The following is a 20,920-nucleotide window of genomic DNA, read 5'->3' on the forward strand; positions in this document are numbered from 1 at the left end:
AGCCGACAGCGGTAGCGTCTCTTTCGCCAGCGCAATCGCCTTCTCCCGGTCCCGGAGAATGTAAAACAGGAAATAGAATGTCAAAAGCAGGCCTACCGCACCCTCGACCGAAGCGCGGACAATCGAGCCGCTCCATCCGGCGACCCAGGAAAGAGAGGCCTTGACAAGGTCGGGCAGGTCCAGGCGCTCGTTGATCCAGCGCAGCGCCGGTGCGAGGCGAGGGTGATTATCGAGCAATTGTGTCCAACGCTCTGCGTCCAGCATCGGGCTGATGACTGTCACGCTTTTGGCCGCTTCGTTGAGAAGCGAGCCGATTACCAAAATGCCAGGGACAACGACGATGAGCGCCACGATCGCGACAGTCGCGGCGGCGGAGAGGCTCGCGGGGCGGATGGACCGTCTGATCCTCGCATCCAGAGGAGAGAAGAGCACGCCCAGGGTGACCGACCAGATGATCGCGGGAAGAAACGGAATGGCGAGAAAGTAACAGAGTATCAATCCGCCGACGACCGCCAGCGTCAAAACAATGTTCGAAATCGTCCAACGGTCAGGCATGCTGCTTCCGGTCATGAAGCATTCCGAAACGTCGTCATCATCCAAACGTTCATGCCTGCCGCGTCCTTCACTATTGACGAACAATGTACCTTATGATCGGCCCAACGAGTAAGGGAGCGGTACTCATCGCGAATATAATTCCCCACATCCTGATGTCCGGCGCCACCATATGAAGCATGAAAGACAGGCTTGGGACATAAGCCGCCGCCAGCAGAACGCCGGCGCAAAGCGAAAGCGCCGCCCATATCCACGGATTCCGGCTGATTTCATTCAGGCCCAATCGCGACGACTCATGGCGCATGTTGAAAACGTGCCAGAGCTGGCCGAAAGCCAGGGTCAAGAATGTAACCGTCACCGTTGCTTGCTGATCCAGCCCAAGTCCGAAATGAGCCAAGGCAAGCGCTCCGAACGTTGCGGCGGTCAGCGTGGAGCCGTACAGCATGATCGCGAGCCACTGGGCCCGGCCAAGAATCGGCTCCTTCGGATCGCGCGGTGGACGTTTCAAAATGTCCCTATCTCCTTCGCCCATGGCGAGGGCAAAGGCCGGGAAGATGTCCGTAACAAGATTCAGAAACAGGATCTGCAGAGGAAGAAGCGGCAATGGCAACCCGGAGATCATTGCAATGCCGACGATCGAGACCTCGCCGAGATTGCAGGAAAGAAGATAGGTCGCAAAGCGGCGGATATTACCAAAGATGACCCGCCCGTTCCGGATCGCCTCAACAATCGTCGGGAAGGCGTCGTCCAACAGGATCATCGCAGCCGCTTCGCGCGCCACGTCGGTGCCTCTGAGCCCCATGGCAACGCCGATATCGGCCTGGCGCAGCGCCGGCGCGTCATTGACTCCGTCTCCGGTCACGGCAACGATCTCGCCCGCGGCTTGATAGGAGCGTACGAGATCAAGCTTCTCAGTGGGGCTCACGCGCGCAAATATCTGGGCCTGAAGAAATTGTTCGCTGACCTTGCCGTCCAGGCTGGCCAGTTCATGGCCTTCGACGATACGCGGCGCCTCGCCACCCAGACCCACAAGTCTGGCAATGCTGCGAGCGGTGACCGAATGGTCGCCCGTGATCATGATCACCCTGATGCCCGCTGTGTGGCATGCAGCTATCGCGTCAGGCACATCGACCCTCGGGGGGTCCTCAAGGCCAACGAGGCCAAGAAAGGTCAACGCTTCAAAGGCCGGGTCATCAGAGCGTGACTGGGTGCGCTTGGCAAAGGCAAGCACGCGGAGGCCATTGGTGCCAAGTGCGGCCACGCGCGCGAGCCACTCGTTGCGCGCCCTGTCATCGAGCGGGACCTCGCGTTCCTTGCCGGCGATTCGTGTAGCGTGGGCGAGCACGGCCTCGGGCGCCCCCTTTACGGCGTAGAGATAGCTATCGCCATGACGATGCACGGTCGCCATCATCTTTCTGGCGGTATCAAAGGCGTGCTCCCTGATTTCTGCCGTTTCGTTCAACAGCACACGACGATCAAGACCGGCAAGTCCGCCTGCACGCAACAGAGCGAGCTCCATGGGATCACCGCTGTCCTCGGTCGGAACATCCCCCAACGTCGCGTTGTTGCAAAGCACTGCAATCTTGAGCAGGCATTGGAGTTCAGCGATTGTGTCCGGCCGAAGGGGTGCACTTCCGTCAGCGGGTTCAAAGCGGCGTTCTCCCACGCTCAACTCGCCCGAGGAAAGCCAGATCCTCCGGACCGTCATGCGGTTTTCTGTAAGCGTTCCGGTCTTGTCGGTGAGGATGACTGTCGTTGCACCAAGCGTCTCAACCGCTGACAGACGTTCGACCAAGGCGTTTTTACGCGCCATCCGCCACATCCCGCGCGCCAGCGCGAGCGTAGCGACGATCGGTAGACCCTCCGGGATCGCCGCGACGGCGAGCGCAATGGCGGCTTCGACCATCAGGAAAGCGTCCTTGCCTTGCAGCAGTCCAATCCCACCGATGAGCGCGGTCAGGGCGAGCGTGAGCCATACAAGTTGCCCGGAAAGCAATGCGAGCTTCTTCTCAAGGGGCGACGCCTCGGTCTCTGCCTCTGCTACCAGCTTGGAGATGTGACCCAATTCGGTGTCCATGCCGGTCGCGACGACCACGCCGGTACCGCTGCCACGGGTAATGCTGGTCCCCTTAAACAGCATCGACGTGCGATCGGCTACACGGGCTTCCGTCTTGACTGGATCGGTCGATTTGGCGACCCGCATCGACTCGCCGGTGAGCGTCGATTCATCCGCATCGAGGTCGGCGGCGTCCACGATTCGTAAGTCCGCCGAAATAACATCGCCTGCATCGAGCAGGACGATGTCTCCCGGAACCAGGCGCTCTGCCGGAATCGGGCGCGTCTGCCCTCCTCGGAGCACCCTGGCCGAACGGCTTCCCATGGCTCTGATGGCCTCGATCGACCGGACGGCTTTGAACTCCGTTACGAAGCCGATCGCGGTATTCAGAATCAGGACGCCAACGATTGCGCCGCCTTCCTCCCATTCCCGAAAGTAGAATGCGACCGCAGCAGCGACGGCGAGCAGTGCAACCACCAGGCTCTTCAATTGATGCACTAGAACGGAAATCAGTGCGACTTTTTGCCGCGAGCCAATTGTGTTTTTTCCGTAAACCGCGAGGCGTTGCTCCGCTTCTTGCTCGGAAAGACCGGACGCGAAAGACACATCCAAGGCAGCGAGTACTTCGGTGGCGCTCCGGCCATGCGGAGTATCGAGCCGAATGCGTTTCATTCTCGCAAGCATCCTTTGACGCGTGACATTCCAGCAATGCACGCTTCTACTCTAATGCCTAATCTCATGGATCCTTCTTGCGTTATCGCAATTAATCTCGATCGGTACAGGCTACGATGATCTTGCTTCATGGACTTGGCTCGGGCGTCAAACATCCGGTCGCGCGATGACTGAAACCGCCTCTGAGGATCTGATCGAGCTGCGTGTGGATAATATCGCGCAGCTATTTCATACATTGGACCCGTTTCCGTTCCGGGAACGCGATCTGGACAAAGAGGCAGAAGAATTTATCGTCGGTTGGGCCCGCGAATTGGCCGCTGATCGTACCATAAAAATCATTGTTCACTTCCCCGAAGCCGAGGCGCAAACGAAGGCGGCGCGCGAACTGGAGGAGGCATTCCGTCGATATTTTTCGGATCACGCCAACGCTACGCAACGCGAAACCAAGGAGCTGTTTCGGATCGGCCGTCGCTCCCTCGGGATCGGCGTCACGATCCTGATCGCCTGCTTGCTGTCGGCGCATCTCGCAAGTGGCTACCTGGTCGAGAGCCCGTTCAGACGCCTTGTCGAAGAAAGTTTCCTGATTCTTGGCTGGGTCGCAAACTGGCGTCCCCTCGAAATATTCCTGTATGATTGGCTGCCGCTCGCACGCAGAAGAGACCTGTATCGCCGTCTTGCGGCGGCAACTGTCGAGCTAAGACCGTACCCTGCTCGGGCGCCCTCGGGACCCTGACCCCGGCTCCTTGCGCGATCGTTAACGGTCTGAAGGCTATGGAGGGAACCCGCGCACGCCGCCACCCATTACTACACGAGCTTCGGGAACGTTGATTTCGATCAATGCGATTCGGAAGCTGCCGTCGCTTAGTTCCTTTCGATCACAGGCGTCTCACGCAGGTAGAATGGCCGATCTACCAGGAGGAAACATCATGCGCATCATTGCATTCAGCCTTGTTCTTGCAGGCGCGGTCATTGTGCCGTTGGCCGCTTATGCCAATCCGACGTGCACCACCGAGCCGAAGGCAAAATGGATGTCGGAAGAAGCGATCAAGGCCAGGATCGCTGCGCTCGGCTATCAAAAAATCAGATCGTTCAAGGTGACGGAGTCCTGCTACGAAATCTACGGCTCCAACAAGGCGAACAAGCTGGTCGAGGTATACTTCAACCCGGTTACCGGCGACATCGTGCCAGCCGAGGTTCCTGCGGTACCGCCCGCGAAATGAGCGCTTTTCGAAGTGCTCTGCGTGCTTGAGAGCTGTGGGTGTCGACGCGGTGCAGGGCGCAAACGGCCGGCGGGCGGACCAAAGCTCCGGCTTCACAGCCCCGGCAATTGGTTCACCGAAACATTGATCGCGCCTTGCGCTTCCGCGATCACGCGCAGCGTCTTCGAATCGAAGGCGATGTCGGCAAGCCGCAGGCTGGTGATGTCGGCCGTCACCCGCACGCCGTCCTCGTTCTTCTGAAAGTCGGAGATCGCGGCGGCGATCTTCTTCTGCGCATTGGTCGCGAACGGCTTGAGGTCGATGGTGGCCTTCTCCGCCAGCGCCTGCTGCAGGCGCGGCATCACCGCGCGGGCCGCGGCGCCGAGCAATCCGAACGCGGCTTCCGATTCGACGGCCAGTTGTATGTTGCCGAGCCGCAGCGTCTGCTGCGCCTGATCGAGCATCGGCTTGCCCCAGATATGGACGGTGGCCTCGCCGCCGAAACCGAACAGGCTCTTCTTCTCCTTGGCGTTCACCAACAGCGAAATCAACAGCCGGTCGCCCGAGGCGGCGACGGAGGCGCGCTTCACGGTGACGGCGACCGGGCCGGAGCCGTCTTCGGGGAAAGTCCGTCCTGCGAACTGCGCCTCCAGGATCTTGTTGAGCTCGGTGAACGGCACGTCGATCGGCACGCCGATGACGACTCCGCCCGGCGCCGGCGGGATGATGTCGATCTTGGCGGGGAACGGGCAGTCGGGCCTGGTCTCCGCCGAAGTGATGCGGGTCTCCGCCTCGATGCCGAGCGTCACCGTGACCGCCACGGCATCGACGCGGGGCTGCACCGCGATCGCGCGCGTCGGCTTCAGTTCCAGCCAGAGCGGCGGCAAGGTCGAGCCGCCGCCGGTACCCTGCAATGGTATGGAACGACAGGCCTTGGCCCATTGCGTCCGCGCGCTCTGCTCGAAGCTGCGGTCGTTGCGCAGCCGCGCCTCCACGGCCGTGACCTGGTCGGCGACGTTCTTGTCGATCAAGGGTTTGACCTGCGCCGGCACGTTGACGCGGGCGCCGGCCACGACAAGGCTGCTGTCGCCGAGCGTCACCTGCGCCGCCAGGTTCGGCTCGAGGTGCCAGGCGGCGGCGAGCCTTGGACGCGCGGTGAAGACCACGTTGCCCTTGATCTCGGCGCTGGCGTTGAGCGACTTGATGTTCACGCTGCCGATCTTCTTGCCGAGACCGCCGCCCAACAGCCCGTCGAGCGCGTCGCCGACCGCGCCGGTCGCCTTCGACGACAGCGAGCCGGTGACGTCGAGTTTTCCGGTCAGCGGCGTTGCCAGCGACAGCACGTCCTGGCCGCCGGTCGCCGTGATCGGGCCGCGCGATGCGGTCCAGCCGATGTCGGCGTTCTGCAGGATCTGCGACACCGGATTGTCGGCCTTGCCGGCGAAGCTGCGCGGCGCGGCGCGATCGGCGGCGTCGCGTATCGCGGTCAGCGCGATCGCGACCGGCGCCAGCACGAATGAGCGTCGCGACACCGGCGGCAGCGGCGGCAGTTCGACGAGCACCGGCGCGGGGCCGCTGCCGCGCGGGGCGACCCAGTCCATCGCCTTCAGGCTGACGAAAAACGAAACCAGGACCACCGCGGTCCCAAGCAGGATGGTCTTGAGGCTCACCGCCGGCCGCATCGTCCCCCCGGATTGATTCAAGCAGGAGTCTACAGGCCGGGTGGTTGCGGCGCCAGACCACTCCTACCCCATCCTGAGAGTCCGTTAGAATATCTCCGACCTCATCCTGAGGAGCGCGCTCTTGCGCGCGTCTCGAAGGATGGCCGCGAGTCCCCGTGTTGCATCCATCCTTCGAGACGCTTGCTTCGCAAGTTTCTCAGGATGAGGTCACTATTCCTTGACCAGGTAGGTTGGGTCATTCTGACGAGCCCGGCGCAGGCGGGCGTCTCGAAGGATGAGGGGATTTGCGCTTTGCCAATTGGGGCAGCGCTTCGAAATCACCACGGATCAGTGCCTCTTTCTTTGCGCGACTCCATTTCTTCAACTTGCGCTCGTTTGCAATCGCATCGGCGATGCGATCAAACCATTGTGAGAAGATCAGCTCCACGGGTCTTCGAGTCACGGTGTAGCCTTTGAATGTTCCGGCATTGTGCTGGGCTACCCTAATTTCGAGTGACGTCCGAGTGGTTCCGACGTAGTAGCTTCCGTCGGAACATCTAAGGATGTAGGGCCAAGCTCCGTCTGCCATTCCAGTACCCGCCAGGTCCTTTCGAGACGCGGCGAAGACGCCGCTCCTTCGAGCCCACGCGGCCATCCTTCGAGACGCGCGCAAGAGCGCGCTCCTCAGGATGAGGTCTCCGATATCTGCACGACTTGGAAGGATGAAGCTAACGGACATCCTGTCAATTCAAAAATCGGTAGACGCTTGCAGGGACGACATCGGAATTTGTTTCCAGCCAGAAACAAAAATGGCGCGGAGACCGCGCCATCTTTCCGGCATGAAGTTGCCCGGGTTGTCTGTCAGCCGCGCCTGCCGTCCGCATTGTCGGCGCGGCGGTCCATCGGCAGCACGATCACCTTGGTGCCGACACTCACCCGTGAATAGAGATCGGTGACGTCCTCGTTAGTGAGGCGGATGCAGCCCGACGAAACATGGGTGCCGATGGTGCCCGGCGCGTTGGTGCCGTGAATGCGATACACGGTGCCGCCGAGATACATCGCGCGCGCGCCGAGCGGATTGCCGGGGCCGCCAGCCATTTGGCGCGGCAGATAGGGCTGGCGCGCGATCATCTCCGGGGGCGGGGTCCAGTCCGGCCACTCCGCCTTCCTGGTCACCGACTGCACGCCCGACCAGGTGAAGCCCTCGCGGCCGACGCCGATGCCGTAGCGGATCGCCTGGCCGCCGGCGAGCACATAATAAAGATAGGTGTTGGGGGTATCGATGACGAGCGTGCCGGGGGCTTCGCGGGTGGCGTAACTGACGATCTGTCGCCTCAGCCGCGCCGGCAACTCGGCCACGGTGCCTTCGTCCTCCGAGGGGGCGGCCTGCACCGGCGGCTGGGCCATCGGCGCCGGCGGCGTCAGGATGAAGGGAAACAGCTGCAGCGGCGCGGCGGTGGCGGCGCCGGAAAATCCAACCGCGGCAAGGGCGAGCGCCCCGAAGGCGGCGGCACGGCGGGAATTGCGCGTCAATGCGTCCGGATTGAACATGGTCGCCCCCTGCTGAAACTCTGTTTGTGCGCCTCCGTCAGGGCGCTGGCGCCGTTTTGGCGCTTCGTTGGGGACGATCAGTACAGGGCGGCGGTTTCAGAACGTTTGCGTCGAAACCGCAAAATGGTTTCGTCACGGTAAGGAAATATTTCGTCAATGTGTCGTTCGGGGAGCGCGAAAAACCCCGGAACCGCGAAAAAGGCCGCTTAACACGTCCATGACGTCACACGCCTGAAATATCCATAGCCGAACGTCTGCCATTGAGAATCAATCGCTCTCAGGGCTTCCCGTTCATGCGGATATTGATCGCGACCGACGCTTGGCATCCGCAGGTAAACGGCGTGGTGCGCACGTTAACTTCTTTGGCCAAAAGCGCCGCGGCGCTGGGCGCCGAGGTCGAGTTTCTGACTCCCGACGGGTTTCCGTCGATGGCGGTGCCGACCTATCCCGGTCTGCGCGTGGCCTGGCCGAACCGGCGAGAGATCGCCCGCCGCATCGAGGCGGCGTCGCCGGACGCCATCCATATTGCCACCGAGGGGCCGGTCGGATGGGCGGTCCGGGCCTATTGCCTCCGCCGCAAGCTTGCGTTCACCACGTCCTATACGACCCGTTTTCCGGAATATATCGCGGTGCGCTCGATCATTCCGGAATGGTTCAGCTACGCGGTGCTGCGGCATTTTCACTCGGCCGCCGCCATGACCATGGTCGCGACCGCCTCGCTCAGGCAGGAGCTTTCCGCGCGCGGATTCAAGAAGCTCGGCTTCTGGACGCGGGGGGTCGACACCGACCTGTTCCGGCCCGACGGGCCGGCCGAGCTCGATTTGCCAAGGCCGATCTTCCTGACCGTCGGCCGCGTCGCGGTCGAAAAGAATCTCGAGGCGTTTCTTTCGCTGAACCTGCCGGGATCCAAGGTGGTGATCGGGGACGGACCGCAGCGCGCGCTCCTGGAGCGCCGCTATCCCAAGGTCAAATTCCTCGGCGAAAAGAAGGGCAGAGACTTGAGCGCGCATTTTGCAGCGGCCGACGTCTTTGTCTTCCCCAGCCTCACCGACACTTTCGGCGTCGTGCAGCTCGAAGCGCTGGCCTGCGGCACGCCGGTCGCCGCCTTTCCGGTGATGGGCCCGCTCGACGTGATCGCGGACCATCCGATCGGCGCGCTGGATCAGGATTTGCGAAGCGCCTGCATCCGCGCGCTCGCCATGTCCCGCGAAACCTGCCGCAGTTTCGCGCTGGAGCGTTCCTGGGAAAACAGCGCGCGGCAGTTCATCGGCAATCTGAGCGCGTTGCAGCCGAGCCGTTCGTTGCGGCCGGCGCGTCGCGTGGCGAACAGAAGCGCGGTGCAGGGCTAGTTCGTTCAAGGCTAATCGGATTAACGGAAACAGCGAGAAGATCATCATGGCAGAAATCATCAAACTGGACTTCGACCGCGCGATGGTCGAACAGGCGTATGACCGCTGGGCGCCGGTCTACGACCTCGTGTTCGGCGGGGTGTTCCGCAAAGGCCGCAAGGCTGCCATCCAGGCCACCAACCGGATTGGCGGCCGCGTGCTCGAGGTCGGCGTCGGCACCGGAATCTCGTTGCCGCAATACGCGCCGCACCTTCGCATCTTCGGCACCGATATCTCCGAAGCGATGCTGCGCAAGGCGAAGCGGCGGGTCGCCGATCTCCGCCTGAAGCATGTCGAGGGTCTTGCGGTCATGGACGCCGAGAAGCTCGAATTTCCCGACAATTCCTTCGACGTCGTGATGGCGCAATATGTCGTGACCGCGGTGCCGAATCCGGAGGCGGCCCTCGACGAGTTCGCCCGCGTGCTGCGGCCCGGCGGTGAATTGATTATCCTGACGCGGGTCAGCGCCGATGTCGGGATGCGCCGCTTCATAGAGCAGCAGCTGCAGCCGGTGGTTCGCCGGCTCGGGTTTCGGACGGCCGAATTTGCCTGGTCGCGCTACGCGCAGTGGCTGTCGGGCGCGCATGGGATGGAATTGGTCGAGCGCCGCCCGGTACCCCCGCTCGGACACTTCTCGCTGGTTCGCTTCCGCAAGCTCGAGACCGCCGCCGCGGCCTAGCTCAAGCGGGCGGGCGTTCGGCCGCCGCGTCATCGCAAGCTGTCATATGTCATTATGATGTCGTCACATGCCGGACATCGAATCTCATTAATCACGATCCCGACCTGATCCTTTGGGGGAGAACATGATCAAGAACTTCCGCGAGCAATTGCGAACGCAACGGTGGGATGACCATCGTTACTACCATCACAGCCGCATCAACCAGTCGCTGCATTTCGTCAGCGCGTTCAGCTTCCTGGTCGGCTATGCGTTCATGTTTGTCGACCCGGTCAAGGCCGCGCTGATCGGCTGGCTGGTCTCGATGACCACGAGGCAGGCGGGTCATTTCTTCTTCGAGCCGAAGGGTTACGATCACATCAATCAGGCGACCCACGAGCACAAAGAGGAAATCAAGGTCGGCTACAATCTCAACCGCAAGATCGTGCTGATGACGGTCTGGGCATTGTCGCCGCTGGTATTGTACCTCGATCCGACCCTGTTCGGCATGTTCTCGCCCTGGACCTCGCCGGCGGATTTCATGCGCCAGGTCGCCAAGGTCTGGCTGGCGGTCGGGATCGGCGGCCTGCTGTTCCGCACCGTCCACCTGTTCTTCATCCGCGACGTCGAGACCGGCCTCGTCTGGATGACCAAGATCCTCACCGACCCCTTCAGCGATCTCAAGCTCTACTACAAGGCGCCGCTGTATCTGATGAAGGGCGAACTAATCGATCCCGGTCTCGATCTGATCGAGCACGGAATGGAACTCGAAGAGAAGCACGCCTGAGTGGACTCGAATACGAAGACGGCCGCCCGATCAGTGCGGCCGTCGTCGCGTCACCATCTCCTTGAGAATCTGCCGGCGGATCTTCTTGTTGGTGAGCGACGCATCGCGCCACCACCAGCCGTCCGCTTTCATTTTCTTCGCCGCGGCCACGAAGCGTTTCGTCACCTCGGCAAAATCAGCGTCCGAGTAATTCAGGCTGAAGATCAGCCGGCCGGTTCCGACCCAGCTCAGCGCCAGTTCTTCGGCGCGCAGGTAATACTGAAACATCCAATTGTAGCGGGACGGTGAGGTGTAATGGACCATCCAGATCGACGACAGGTTGGAAAGACGGACCGGCAGATCGTGTTCGGCCAGCGTCTCGTTCAATTGCCGCGCCCGCGCGTTCCAGCGTTGGTCGAGTCCGTCGTAGACGCTGCGAAACGCCGGATCGTCGAGCCGGGTGAGGAACTCGTCCATGGCCGCCATCACGTAAGGATGCGAGTTGAAGGTGCCGCGCGCGAAGCAGACGTCGACCGGGCGATTGTCGCGGAAGCGGCGCATCAGTTCCTTGCGGCCGCAGACCACGCCCACCGGAAGCCCGCCCGCGAGGCTCTTGCCATAGGTCACCATGTCGGCGTGCACGCCGAAATATTCCTGGGCGCCGCCTGCGGCGAGGCGGAATCCGACGAAGACTTCGTCGAAGATCAGGACAATGTTGCGCTCGGTGCAGACCTGCCGCAGCGCCTTCAGCCACTCTCCGTAGGCTTCGCGGTCGAAGCCGCCGCTTCGCGAAGAATCGACCAGCGACGAATCGGACGGCGCATTGCCGTTGGGGTGCAGCGCCTGCAGCGGATTGACCAGCACGCAGGCGATGTCGCGCCTCGTTTGCAGAACCCGCAGCGTGCGTTCCGACATCTCGGCAAGCGTATAGGTCTCGTGCGGCGCGATCGGATTGCCGACGCCGGGCTGCACGTCGCCCCACCAGCCGTGATAGGCGCCGGCAAAACGAACCAGGTGCGAGCGGCCGGTGTGGTAGCGCGCAAGCCGCACCGCCTGCATCACGGCTTCGGTGCCGGACATGTGGAACGAGACTTCGTCGAGCCCCGAAATCGCGCACAGCCGGTTGACGTTGTCGACAATAACGGGGTGGTAGGGCCCAAGCACAGGGCCGAGCGCGTGAGCCCGCGCCTCGGCCCTGGCGATGCAGTCCTTGTAGAAATCATTGCCGAAAATATTGACGCCGTAGGAGCCGGTCAGGTCGTAGGATACGTTGCCGTCGAGATCGGTCACCGTGACCCCTGCCGACGACTGCACGAAGGCGCTGGTGCCGAGATGCTCCCGCACCAGCCTCGAGTACTGGAACGGCACCCGGTAGCTTTCGGTGAATTGCAGGTCGGAGATTCGTTCCGAGGCCTGCAAGGTCAGCGCCCGGCCCTTGGCGAAGCGCTCCCGGTAGAGGCTCGCGAGCCGGAAGAAGCCGTCCTGGCGTTGCGTGGCCACCTCGGCCGGCGCGCCGTCGGAATTGAAGAAATCGCCGATGTCGAACTCGTAGAACGGGATCAGGCGCGCCACCAGGCGCGACATCTTGGCGTGGCCGGTCAGCGAGCGATGCTTGGCGCGCGACAGCGCCAGCCGCGCCCGCAATTTGGGAACGGCGGCGGCGGTGCCGGCGATCGCGGCACCGGCGAAAGACAGAATCGGAAAGGGCGAATCCATGTCGTCAATCGCTATCCAGTCCAGCTGACAGATTCATGACAGTACGAAGCCTTATCTCCGCTTTGACGCAGCAGGAAGACATTAACTTCCTGCTGACCAACCGCGTGCCGCGGGCGGCGCTGACGCGGTTCATGGGCTGGTTCAGCAAGATCGAACAGCCCGTGATCCGCGACCTCTCGATCGCCTGCTGGCGGCTGTTCTCCGATCTCGATCTGTCCGAGGCGCGCAAGACGAATTTCAAGAGCCTGCACGATTGCTTCACCCGCGAGCTCAAGCCGGGCCTGCGCCCGCCCGATCCGGACCCAAATGTCGTGGTCAGCCCATGCGACGCCATCATCGGCGCGTTCGGCGCGATCGCCGACACCGAACTGTTTCAGGTCAAGGGCGCGCCCTATTCGCTGCTCGACCTGCTCGGCGATCCCGCTTTGGTGGAGGCGCACCGCAACGGCCGCTTCATCACTTTGCGGCTGACCTCGAGCATGTATCACCGCTTCCACGCTCCCTGCGATTGCCGGATCGAGCAGGTCGATTTCATCAGCGGCGATACCTGGAACGTCAACCCGATCGCCTTGAAGCGGATCGAAAAACTGTTCTGCAAGAACGAGCGCGCGGTGATCCGGACCCACCTTGCCACCGGCGAGGCCCTGACGCTGGTGCCGGTCGCAGCGATTCTCGTCGCCAGCATCCGGCTGCATTTCCTCGATCGCCTGCTCAACGCCGACACCACCGGCCCGGTCGTGTTCCCCTGCGATGTCGGCGTCCAAAAGGGCGACGAACTCGGCTGGTTCGAGCACGGCTCGACCATCATCGTGCTCGCGCCGGAGCATTTTGAATTTTGCGACAACGTCGTGGCCTCCGCGAAGATCCGCGCCGGCGAGCCGTTGCTGCGGAAGCCTTCCTGAATATTGCCTGGCCGATTGTCGCGGAAAGCATGCGCGGCGATCTCGATTCTTCGGCCGCGCTTCACTAGATAGTGGGCGGTCGAAACGCGATTCGAAAACGCTTGAGGATGTGAGATGGCGCGAGCGCCGGTTCTGGCGGCGGGAGGCATCGTGCTGCGGCAGGCGGAAACGCCTGAGATCGCGGTGGTACGCCTGCGCAAGCGCAACGAATGGGTTCTTCCCAAGGGCAAGCTCGACGAGGGCGAAGCGCCGCGGGACGCCGCCGAGCGCGAGGTTCTGGAAGAGACCGGGCATGACGTCTGCGTGCATGAATTCCTGGGAACGCTGGTTTACGAGTCGGGCGGGCGCTGCAAGGTGGTTCACTATTGGCGCATGGAGACCAGCGGCGGGCCAGCCTATGAGCTGATGGACGACGTGAGGGCCGTCGACTGGCTGCCGCTCGAGGCCGCTGTCGAGCGGCTCTCGCGCAGCTACGAGCGCGCGTTTCTTGAGAATGTCGGACCGCTCGCGCTGGAGGCGGCCGCACTGAGCCGGCTTCCGCGGCCGGCCAAGGCGAAAAAGCAGCCGGTTGCCGAAAAGCGCCGGCGCCGGCAGGTCGTGGCTCCTCCGGCCGCGCCGGCGATACCGATACCGGCTTCGCCGCAACCCGACCTGACGCCGTCGATGGACGCTCAGGATCAGCGTCCGCTGATCGACAGCGATGTTGTCGAAGCGGAAACCTCCGCTGCTTCAACGGCGCTCGTGGTGGCGGCGCCGTCTGCGGAAGAAATTCCCGCGGCGGCACCGGCGATGCCAGCCATGGAGCCTCAATGCGGTAACTCCGAAACGGCGGCAACGGCGCGAGGCGGGCGCGTCAATCTGGTGCAGAAGGTGCGGGACTGGTTGCGGCGCGCAGCCTGACCCGGCCGCGACAGGCGTTCCGCGCTCGGATCGTTGTACCGGTCTCCATCCGGCGAGCCTGTGCGAGGCAGGCTATTGCTTGAAGCGGTCCTAATGCCTTTCCTTGCGTGGCTTTCCCTTGGGCGCCGGCAAGAGCGGCCGCCGCGGCAACAGCGTGGGCCGGTTCTGCAATCCGGGTTGCCGAAGGCCGGGCGCATTCGGCCGTTGCTGCAAGGCCGGCGGCTGCGGCAATTGCGGCTGGCCCGCACGGTTCGGCAAGGCAGGTTCGCGCGGCGAACCGGGTTGCTGCGGTGTACCGGGCCGCTGCGGCAGGCCGTTCTGTTTCTGCAGGCCGGGCTGACGGGCCGGGTTGGCGCCCGGATTGATGCGTCTCTGATTTTGATTCGGATTCTGCTGGCGCTGAATGCGGCGTTGCGTGACGATCTGGCGGCCGACGCTCTGCGCGGCGTGCACCTGGCGCACGATGCCCTGATCGCGCAACGCCTGCTGCGGCGAAATCACGAGCGGTACCGCCGCGAAGCGTCCCATGGCGCCGGGCCGAATGGTGAAACCGCTCGAGCCCTGGGTGAGGAAACCAAGCCGCGAGCCGTCACGGCCGTTGACCTCGATGCGGCCGACCCGGCCGTCGGCGTCGGGATAAAGCTTGATCGCGACATTGCTGGCGTTGGCCGCGGAGGCGCCTTGCGGCACCTCGATCAGGCCGGTGGTGCCGCGAATGCCGAGCGTCGCCGTCGGCGTCGAGATCCGCATGTCGCCGGTGTGGGCGACGGCCGCGGCAACGAAGGCCACGGTGCCCCTGGCGACATTGAACAGCGCGCCGTTCTGCTTGCCGCCGTCTTCATAGACGTAACTGTCGACCGTGATCCTGGCGCTGGCGGTGAGATTGAAGGTGGTGGCGTCGTTGAAGGTGACGCCAAGCGCCGAGTTTGCCTGTGTCTGCAGCACGTCGCCCTGGAAAATGTCGTCCTGCAGACGCAGCGGCGCCGATGCATTGTTGCGGGTGACGGTCGCGCTGCCGGTGAGCGTCGCGACATTGCCGATCGGTTCGGCGTCGGCGGAAGGAGCAGGCGAGGGCGCCGCGGCCGGTGCCGGCGCTTGTGCCGGCTGGGTCTGCGCTAGTCGTTTCAGGCCGGACCTTGCGTCCGACATCGGCGCCGCATGCTCGGTCCCGAAAGGCGGCGCCATCGCGCTGGCATGATGCGTGCCGGCGATCGCCAGCCAGCACGTCAGGAAAGCCGCGCACGAAAACCGTTGCCCCGTCACGATCGAATCGCCCCGATGGTTGGTGAGGGATTGAGAGCCCGGCAGGCTGAACGGCCGGTGAATTTCATGGGGCGGCACTTCAAGTCAGTTTCCGAAGAGGCATGCGCATGAAAACGCCCGGCGGCTGGAAAAATCCAAGACCGCCGGGCGTTGTGATGTCTGGGGGAACTGAACGCTAGAACATGCCGAACACAATGGCTCCGACAAAGGCGAATGCAACATACGCGACGACGACGCTCACTTTGCTGACGAATGGACCCGTGAAGGTCATTGGGAACGCTCCCTGGTTCACGTCCGCTGCCCGTACAGACAAGGATAACGATCCGGTCGTTGCGGAAAAGTCAGCTTCACTGTCCCTCCGTCACTTCGCCACGGTGCGCAGCGTGGTTAAAGAATAGTGAAAACATGATGTTGAAGAGTCCTTAAATAAATTCGCCCAACCTGCGCGGATGACGCGCGGAGTTCGTTTGTATCTCGTCGGCTCCTTCGTCCTTGTCTCGTTGGCGGGCTGCGGCCGTGGATTTTTTCAGTCCGCGGAGCGCGAACCATGGCGGGCCGAGGCCGAAATCGCGTGCCTGAAATCCGGCGCGGTCAAGGAGAGCCCGGAACTGGTCCGGATCGACCCGATTTCGGGGCCGGGAGTCTGCGGCGCCGAGTTCCCGCTGAAGGTTGCAGCGCTCGGCGAAAGCAGCGGAAGTTACGGCTTTGCGGATGAAGATTTGCGGCCGCCCGGTTTGATCGGCAATCAGCCGCGCTGGCCGGTCGCGCAGCCACCGCCATCGGCACCGAATTATCCCGCGGCATCGCCTTATCGCGCACCGCCTTACTCGGCTAACGCGTCGCGGCAGACGGGCTACGGCTCCGCGCCGGGTGGCCCGATTTCGTTGGCTCCGCCGGGCGGAGCGCCCGAGGAAGACGACACCGAGCTGCCGCCCGAGGGCATGCCGGGCGCAAGCCCGCCGTCAGCAACGAATAGACAGGTTCCGGCGCCTTACATGGCGGCGCCGGCCTATCCGCCACGCGACCGCGCGGCCGCGCCCTATTCGCAGCCTGCCGCGCCGCTGCCGCGGCTTGGGCCGCCGCAAGGCAATTCCGTCACCGCGGTCGGACCGGTCGCGGTGAAGCCGGTGGCGACGCTCGCCTGTCCGATCGTCTCGGTGCTCGACCGCTGGCTCGCTGTCTCCGTGCAGCCGGCAGCGATGCGCTGGTTCGGCGCGCGCGTCGTCGAGATCAAGCAGATCTCCGCCTATTCCTGCCGCGGCATGAACGGCAACTCGTATGCGCATATCTCCGAGCATGCCTTCGGCAACGCGCTGGATATCGCGGGCTTCACGCTCGCCGACGGAAGGCACATTTCGGTCAAGGACGGCTGGAAGGGGCTGCCGGAAGAGCAGGGCTTCCTGCACGACGTGCAGGCCACGGCCTGCCAGCAGTTCACCACCGTGCTGGCGCCGGGCTCCAACGCCTATCACTTCGATCACATCCACGTCGACCTGATGCGCCGCGCCTCGAGGCGCCTGATCTGCCAGCCGGCCGCGATGTCGGGCGAGGAAATCGCCGCGCGCGCGGCGGGACGCAACCCCTATGCCTCGCGCGAACCTTATGTGACGGGATCGCTCGGCGGCAAGAAGATCGCGATACATCGCAAGGCCAGGATCGACGAGGAAGACGAATTCGAGGACGAGTAGCGCCTCTCGCGTCCCCGGTTCGAGCGCTTGCGGCGGCGATTCCGTCCGTCCCTGCCTGAGCGAGGTCTACTGATCCCCCACGAGTAGAGGTGCGGCGTCGGCTGCGGCAGGTCCGTTTCGCGCCCGGAAGCGAACTCGAAGCGCCTCAAAACAGTGCATTTTCCGAGTCCGTGATCCCGACGCCGCCAATCCATTAGGCATCCTCCGGATCGTCATGCTCCGGCCATCTGTTTGCCCTGTCGCGACCTTCACGCGGTCCTCATCGTGCCACGCGCATGCCAAGAAGTCGTGGTGAAGCCTTCGTTTGATCGAGTGTATGTTGATTGAGTGATTGGTATGAAGCGCACATTGGCTGTCGGCATCGTGCGGGTGGGCGCGCTGTGCCTTGTCCTTCTCGGGATAATGGGCGGTGCAGCGCTTCCGCAGAAAATTGAGTCGGGAAATCCAAGGGCCGCTGCCGCAGAACGCGCACCAGCCGGGGGCTGCAGGCCGATCGGACTGACCGGTTCCGGAGAAACCGTTTTCCCGTATCGATGCAAGGAGTTCATCGAACGACAGAAGGCCGCCAATCAGAAAACCTCGGCTGAAGAGAACCAGAAACCGGCTGCCACGACTGCGCAACCCGATACCACGGGGCTGAAGACCGCAGACGTGAATTCCGTGACCGCGGAAAGGAAACCCGCCGCCGCGGAAGAGAAACCGGCGGCGGTGAAAGAAAGCACCGCCGCAAAGCAACAGGAAAGCGTGGTGCCGGAGAAGAGCACACCGGCACCTGAAACGGTTGGTACAATTCCGTTGCCCAAGCGTGTCGAGCGCGAGGCACGAGGGCGCACCATCGGGCCGCCCGGCTGCATGCACTTTCGCAGCTACGATCCGGCATCCGGCACCTACAGGGCTCTTGACCGACAGCGCCGTCCGTGCCGAGAGCTGATTTCCACCACGATCGCTGCGAAAGCCGGGCCTCCGGCAGCCCGCGTCCCGCTTCCGCCTGATTCATCGAAGGCGCCGCCGCAGTCCGAGGGTAGCGCTGCCGCCGTGGACTCCAGTGCGACAACTGCAACCATCGCCGATTCGCGTTCCACCGCCGACGATGCGAGTTCCAAGACCAGAACGATCGAGGCACAGGTCGCAGCCGCCACGATGGTCGCGGAGCATTTGACGCTTGCCGCCGCGGCCCCGCCGCCGGACATGAAAGCGAATGGCACGGACGAGCCCGGCCGCGCGGAAACGCCGGTCCGCGGCAATGCCGAAAAGACCGCATCTGCATCGGCGAATGACGTGGACCTTCTGGTTGCCGTTGTCATGGCTGGTCCGGACATCACGTCGGTCTCCGATCTGACCGGCAAGACGATTGCGATCGACGATAAATATTCCGCGTCCATCGGCAGTGTCAGGACCGCGATCGTTGCAGCGGGGGCGCCGGATATCCAGCTCAGCGTGGGTCAAACGGCGGCGATCACGCGGCTGCTCAACGGAGGGGTGCCGGCGGCAATTCTGGCTCTGGTATCTGCGGACGCGGCGGAGGGGTTTCCCGTCATCGCAGGCTTCAAGATTCTCGACCTTCCCCTTTCGCCTCGCTCCTTGAAGGCACGACCCTAAGCGGCCAACTCCGCTCATCGTGTGCGAAGCGATCCTCAACCTCGACAGCAAACACATTCGTCATGCCCGGACTTGATCCGGGCATCCATCAATCTTTGTAACAAGTTTTTTTCGAACAGGATGGATCACCGGGTCAAGCCCGGTGATGACGATCTCTCTTCAAAACGCCCGCGGTCTTCGCTCAGCCCGCCTTCACCTGATAGGCCGCCAAAAACATCCGGGTCGCGCTTTCGACCACTTCGGCGATGCGCGCGGACGAAGGCGGGGGCGACGCCTGGAAGATGAAGCGCAGAAACAGCGACGCCTGGCACATCTGCATGAATTGCGACGCCGCGAGTTGGCAGTCGGGGATCGCAAGCTCGCTCGCCTGCACATGCATTTCGAGATAGGCGGCGAAGCGGTTGATGGTCTTTTCCAGCGACTGCTCGTAATAGCGGCGACCGACCTCCGGCATCCGCTCGGCGATCGCCATCACGGTGCGAATCGCCGATCCGCCGCCCGGCCGGCACAGCAATTCGATATAGGCCTGGCCGAACTCGCGAAGCGTGGTCGGCACGTCGCGCCCGGGGTCGAAATTGAAGGCGATCTTTTGCTGGTCGAGCATTTCCTGCTCGACGATGGCCTCGAACAGCCGGTTCTTGTCGGCGAAATAGACGTACAGCGTCCCCTTGGAGACCCCGGCTGCGCGGGCGATCTCGCCCATGCTGGCGCCATCAAAGCCCAGATCCATGAAGACCTTGCTGGCACCGGCGAGGATTTGCTGGCGCTTCGTGCTGTCTTCGTCGCCCAGGACGACCGTATTAATGCTGTTGGCTGCAACCATTAGTTTAGCTTCTCTGGAAAGATTCCCGCTTGTGAAACGCCTCGGAAGGAACTGCCCTCTAGGGTGCCTGCTATACTTATGTAGCTTGACCGAACCGTTCGGTCAATGTTAATTTGAACTGGCGCTGCGGTGAGGCCTGTCCTGGGCCGAAGGTGCAACGCCGATTTTGTGATGGGGAGGCCTGAATGGCCGCAGTAAGAGACCAGGCCGCGCGTATGCTTCGTTCCGAGCCGGATACGGTGGAGAGCGATGACCCCGCACGCGACACGGCGGCTCTTGCCGAGCAGCTTCGGGCGCATCTTTCCGATGAGACCGCGCGCCGCCCCGCGGAGAAGCCGGCGAGCCCCGCGACCGAAAAGCCCACCGCCGCACCGGCGGCTCCAGCGGCTGCCGCTTCCGCCGCGCCGAAATCGGGAAAGCGCAGGCTGGTCCTGATTGGCATTGTCGTGCTGCTCGCGCTTGCCGCCGCCGCCTACGGCATCAATTATGTTCTGGTCGGACGCTTCTACGTCTCCACCGACGACGCCTATGTGCGCGCCAACAACACCACGCTCGGCGCGCGGGTGTCGGGACACATCGCGGCGATCCTTCCCGGCGACAACGCCGTGGTTCACACCGGCGATGTGATCTTTCGGATCGACGACGGCGATTATCGCATCGCGGTCGACGCCGCGCGCACCAAGATCGCCACCCAGCAAGCCACCATCGACCGGATCGGCCGCCAGGTCACCGCACAGGAAAGTGCGGTCGAACAGGCGAAGGCGCAACTTGTCTCCGCCGAAGCCGGCATGAAGCGGGCCAACCTCGACTACGACAGACAGCAGACGCTGAGCACCAAGGGTTTTGCCACGCACGCCACGTTCGAACAGTCCGAGGCCGGCCGCGACCAGGGCGCGGCGGGCGTGAAGGCGGCGCAGGCCGCCTATGACGCCGCGCGCGACAATGTCGAAGTGACAAAAGCCCAGCAGGCCGAGGCCCGCGCGCAGCTCGCCGAATTGCAGACGTCGCTGGCAAAGGCCCAGCGCGACCTCGACTTCACGTCGGTGCGCGCGCCGGTCGACGGCACGTTCGCCAACCGTCTGGTCAATACCGGCGACTTCGTCGTGGTCGGGCAGCGGCTGGCCAATGTCGTGCCGCTCGATGACGTCTTCATCGACGCCAACTTCAAGGAGACGCAACTCAAGCGCATCCGTCCGGGCCAGCCGGTGACGATCTCGGTCGACGCCTATGGCCATCGCAAGTTTGCCGGCTTTGTCGACAGCATCTCGCCCGCGGCGGGTTCGGTGTTCACGCTGCTGCCGCCGGACAACGCCACCGGCAACTTCACCAAGATCGTGCAGCGGCTGCCGGTTCGCGTGCGCGTGCCCAAGGACGTCGCGAGGCAAAACCTCTTGCGGGCGGGCATGTCGGTCTATGCGACCGTCGATACCAGGGAGGGCGCGGCCGACGCCGACAGCGAAGTCGACCTCGACTCACCGACCATGATCCACCCGCAATAATCCCGAGCCATCGGGCGGTGCGCCCGACTG

18 protein-coding genes are annotated in these 20,920 nt (G+C 63.3%); 10 read left to right on the forward strand and 8 right to left on the reverse strand.

Annotated elements, in window-relative coordinates; all coding sequences use genetic code 11:
* Together QZ213_RS03150 and QZ213_RS03155 are read right to left on the reverse strand one after the other, a co-directional pair.
* Positions 1–570: AI-2E family transporter (locus QZ213_RS03150; RefSeq protein WP_291684593.1), on the reverse strand; the 570-nt coding region annotated here is incomplete at its 3' end.
* 55 nt (positions 571–625) lie between these two features.
* Positions 626–3,280, reverse strand: coding sequence for a cation-transporting P-type ATPase (locus tag QZ213_RS03155; protein ID WP_291684594.1), 2,655 nt, complete (start codon positions 3,278–3,280; stop codon positions 626–628).
* A gap of 166 nt (positions 3,281–3,446) precedes the next feature.
* Here QZ213_RS03155 and QZ213_RS03160 point away from each other — a divergent pair, with 166 nt between their 5' ends.
* Together QZ213_RS03160 and QZ213_RS03165 are read left to right on the forward strand one after the other, a co-directional pair.
* Positions 3,447–4,013, forward strand: coding sequence for a hypothetical protein (locus tag QZ213_RS03160; RefSeq protein ID WP_291684595.1), 567 nt, complete (start codon positions 3,447–3,449; stop codon positions 4,011–4,013).
* A gap of 193 nt (positions 4,014–4,206) precedes the next feature.
* Complete coding sequence (locus QZ213_RS03165) at positions 4,207–4,500, forward strand: PepSY domain-containing protein (RefSeq protein ID WP_291684596.1); 294 nt, start codon at positions 4,207–4,209, stop codon at positions 4,498–4,500.
* Between the two features lie 92 nt (positions 4,501–4,592).
* Here QZ213_RS03165 and QZ213_RS03170 read toward each other — a convergent pair whose 3' ends face one another.
* The 3 genes from QZ213_RS03170 to QZ213_RS03180 all read right to left on the reverse strand — a co-directional run bounded on the left by QZ213_RS03170 (position 4,593) and on the right by QZ213_RS03180 (position 7,691).
* Positions 4,593–6,161 (reverse strand): DUF4403 family protein, encoded by a 1,569-nt coding sequence (locus QZ213_RS03170; RefSeq protein ID WP_291684597.1) that lies wholly within the window; start codon positions 6,159–6,161, stop codon positions 4,593–4,595.
* A 235-nt stretch (positions 6,162–6,396) separates the two neighbouring features.
* A complete protein-coding gene (locus tag QZ213_RS03175) occupies positions 6,397–6,879 on the reverse strand; it encodes a GIY-YIG nuclease family protein (protein WP_365884978.1) in 483 nt (160 codons plus the stop codon).
* A 122-nt stretch (positions 6,880–7,001) separates the two neighbouring features.
* Positions 7,002–7,691 (reverse strand): L,D-transpeptidase, encoded by a 690-nt coding sequence (locus QZ213_RS03180; protein ID WP_291684599.1) that lies wholly within the window; start codon positions 7,689–7,691, stop codon positions 7,002–7,004.
* Between the two features lie 293 nt (positions 7,692–7,984).
* Between QZ213_RS03180 and QZ213_RS03185 the strand changes: the two genes are divergently transcribed.
* The 3 genes from QZ213_RS03185 (at position 7,985) to QZ213_RS03195 (ending at position 10,521) form a co-directional block, all read left to right on the forward strand.
* Complete coding sequence (locus QZ213_RS03185) at positions 7,985–9,040, forward strand: glycosyltransferase family 1 protein (protein WP_291684600.1); 1,056 nt, start codon at positions 7,985–7,987, stop codon at positions 9,038–9,040.
* A 46-nt stretch (positions 9,041–9,086) separates the two neighbouring features.
* Positions 9,087–9,758 (forward strand): methyltransferase domain-containing protein, encoded by a 672-nt coding sequence (locus tag QZ213_RS03190; RefSeq protein WP_291684601.1) that lies wholly within the window; start codon positions 9,087–9,089, stop codon positions 9,756–9,758.
* Positions 9,759–9,882: 124 nt separating this feature from the next.
* Positions 9,883–10,521, forward strand: a complete 639-nt coding sequence (locus QZ213_RS03195) for a hypothetical protein (RefSeq protein ID WP_291684602.1) — start codon at positions 9,883–9,885, stop codon at positions 10,519–10,521.
* 30 nt (positions 10,522–10,551) lie between these two features.
* Here the strand turns inward: QZ213_RS03195 and QZ213_RS03200 are convergent, their stop codons facing one another.
* The gene (locus QZ213_RS03200; protein ID WP_291684603.1) at positions 10,552–12,216 is read right to left on the reverse strand and encodes an aminotransferase class III-fold pyridoxal phosphate-dependent enzyme; all 1,665 of its coding nucleotides are present in this window, start codon (positions 12,214–12,216) and stop codon (positions 10,552–10,554) included.
* A 35-nt stretch (positions 12,217–12,251) separates the two neighbouring features.
* On the opposite strand from QZ213_RS03200, the gene asd reads away from it, so the two are divergent.
* Both asd and QZ213_RS03210 read left to right on the forward strand, forming a co-directional pair.
* Entirely contained in the window at positions 12,252–13,118 is an 867-nt protein-coding gene (gene asd, locus QZ213_RS03205) for an archaetidylserine decarboxylase (RefSeq protein WP_291684604.1), read from the forward strand.
* Positions 13,119–13,232: 114 nt separating this feature from the next.
* Complete coding sequence (locus QZ213_RS03210; RefSeq protein WP_291684605.1) at positions 13,233–14,018, forward strand: NUDIX hydrolase; 786 nt, start codon at positions 13,233–13,235, stop codon at positions 14,016–14,018.
* 90 nt (positions 14,019–14,108) lie between these two features.
* On the opposite strand, the gene QZ213_RS03215 is transcribed toward QZ213_RS03210, so the two are convergent.
* Positions 14,109–15,359, reverse strand: a complete 1,251-nt coding sequence (locus QZ213_RS03215) for a FecR domain-containing protein (protein WP_291684606.1) — start codon at positions 15,357–15,359, stop codon at positions 14,109–14,111.
* 371 nt (positions 15,360–15,730) lie between these two features.
* Between QZ213_RS03215 and QZ213_RS03220 the strand changes: the two genes are divergently transcribed.
* Together QZ213_RS03220 and QZ213_RS03225 are read left to right on the forward strand one after the other, a co-directional pair.
* The gene (locus QZ213_RS03220; protein ID WP_291684607.1) at positions 15,731–16,969 is read left to right on the forward strand and encodes an extensin family protein; all 1,239 of its coding nucleotides are present in this window, start codon (positions 15,731–15,733) and stop codon (positions 16,967–16,969) included.
* 348 nt (positions 16,970–17,317) lie between these two features.
* Complete coding sequence (locus tag QZ213_RS03225) at positions 17,318–18,568, forward strand: BA14K family protein (protein ID WP_291684608.1); 1,251 nt, start codon at positions 17,318–17,320, stop codon at positions 18,566–18,568.
* 181 nt (positions 18,569–18,749) lie between these two features.
* On the opposite strand, the gene QZ213_RS03230 is transcribed toward QZ213_RS03225, so the two are convergent.
* A complete protein-coding gene (locus QZ213_RS03230) occupies positions 18,750–19,391 on the reverse strand; it encodes a TetR/AcrR family transcriptional regulator (protein WP_291684609.1) in 642 nt (213 codons plus the stop codon).
* Between the two features lie 185 nt (positions 19,392–19,576).
* Between QZ213_RS03230 and QZ213_RS03235 the strand changes: the two genes are divergently transcribed.
* Positions 19,577–20,890, forward strand: a complete 1,314-nt coding sequence (locus tag QZ213_RS03235) for an HlyD family secretion protein (protein ID WP_291684610.1) — start codon at positions 19,577–19,579, stop codon at positions 20,888–20,890.
* The last annotated feature ends 30 nt before the right edge of the window (positions 20,891–20,920 follow it).

This window comes from Bradyrhizobium sp. (assembly GCF_017881085.1).
In the GTDB taxonomy this organism is placed as follows: Bacteria; Pseudomonadota; Alphaproteobacteria; order Rhizobiales; family Xanthobacteraceae; genus Bradyrhizobium.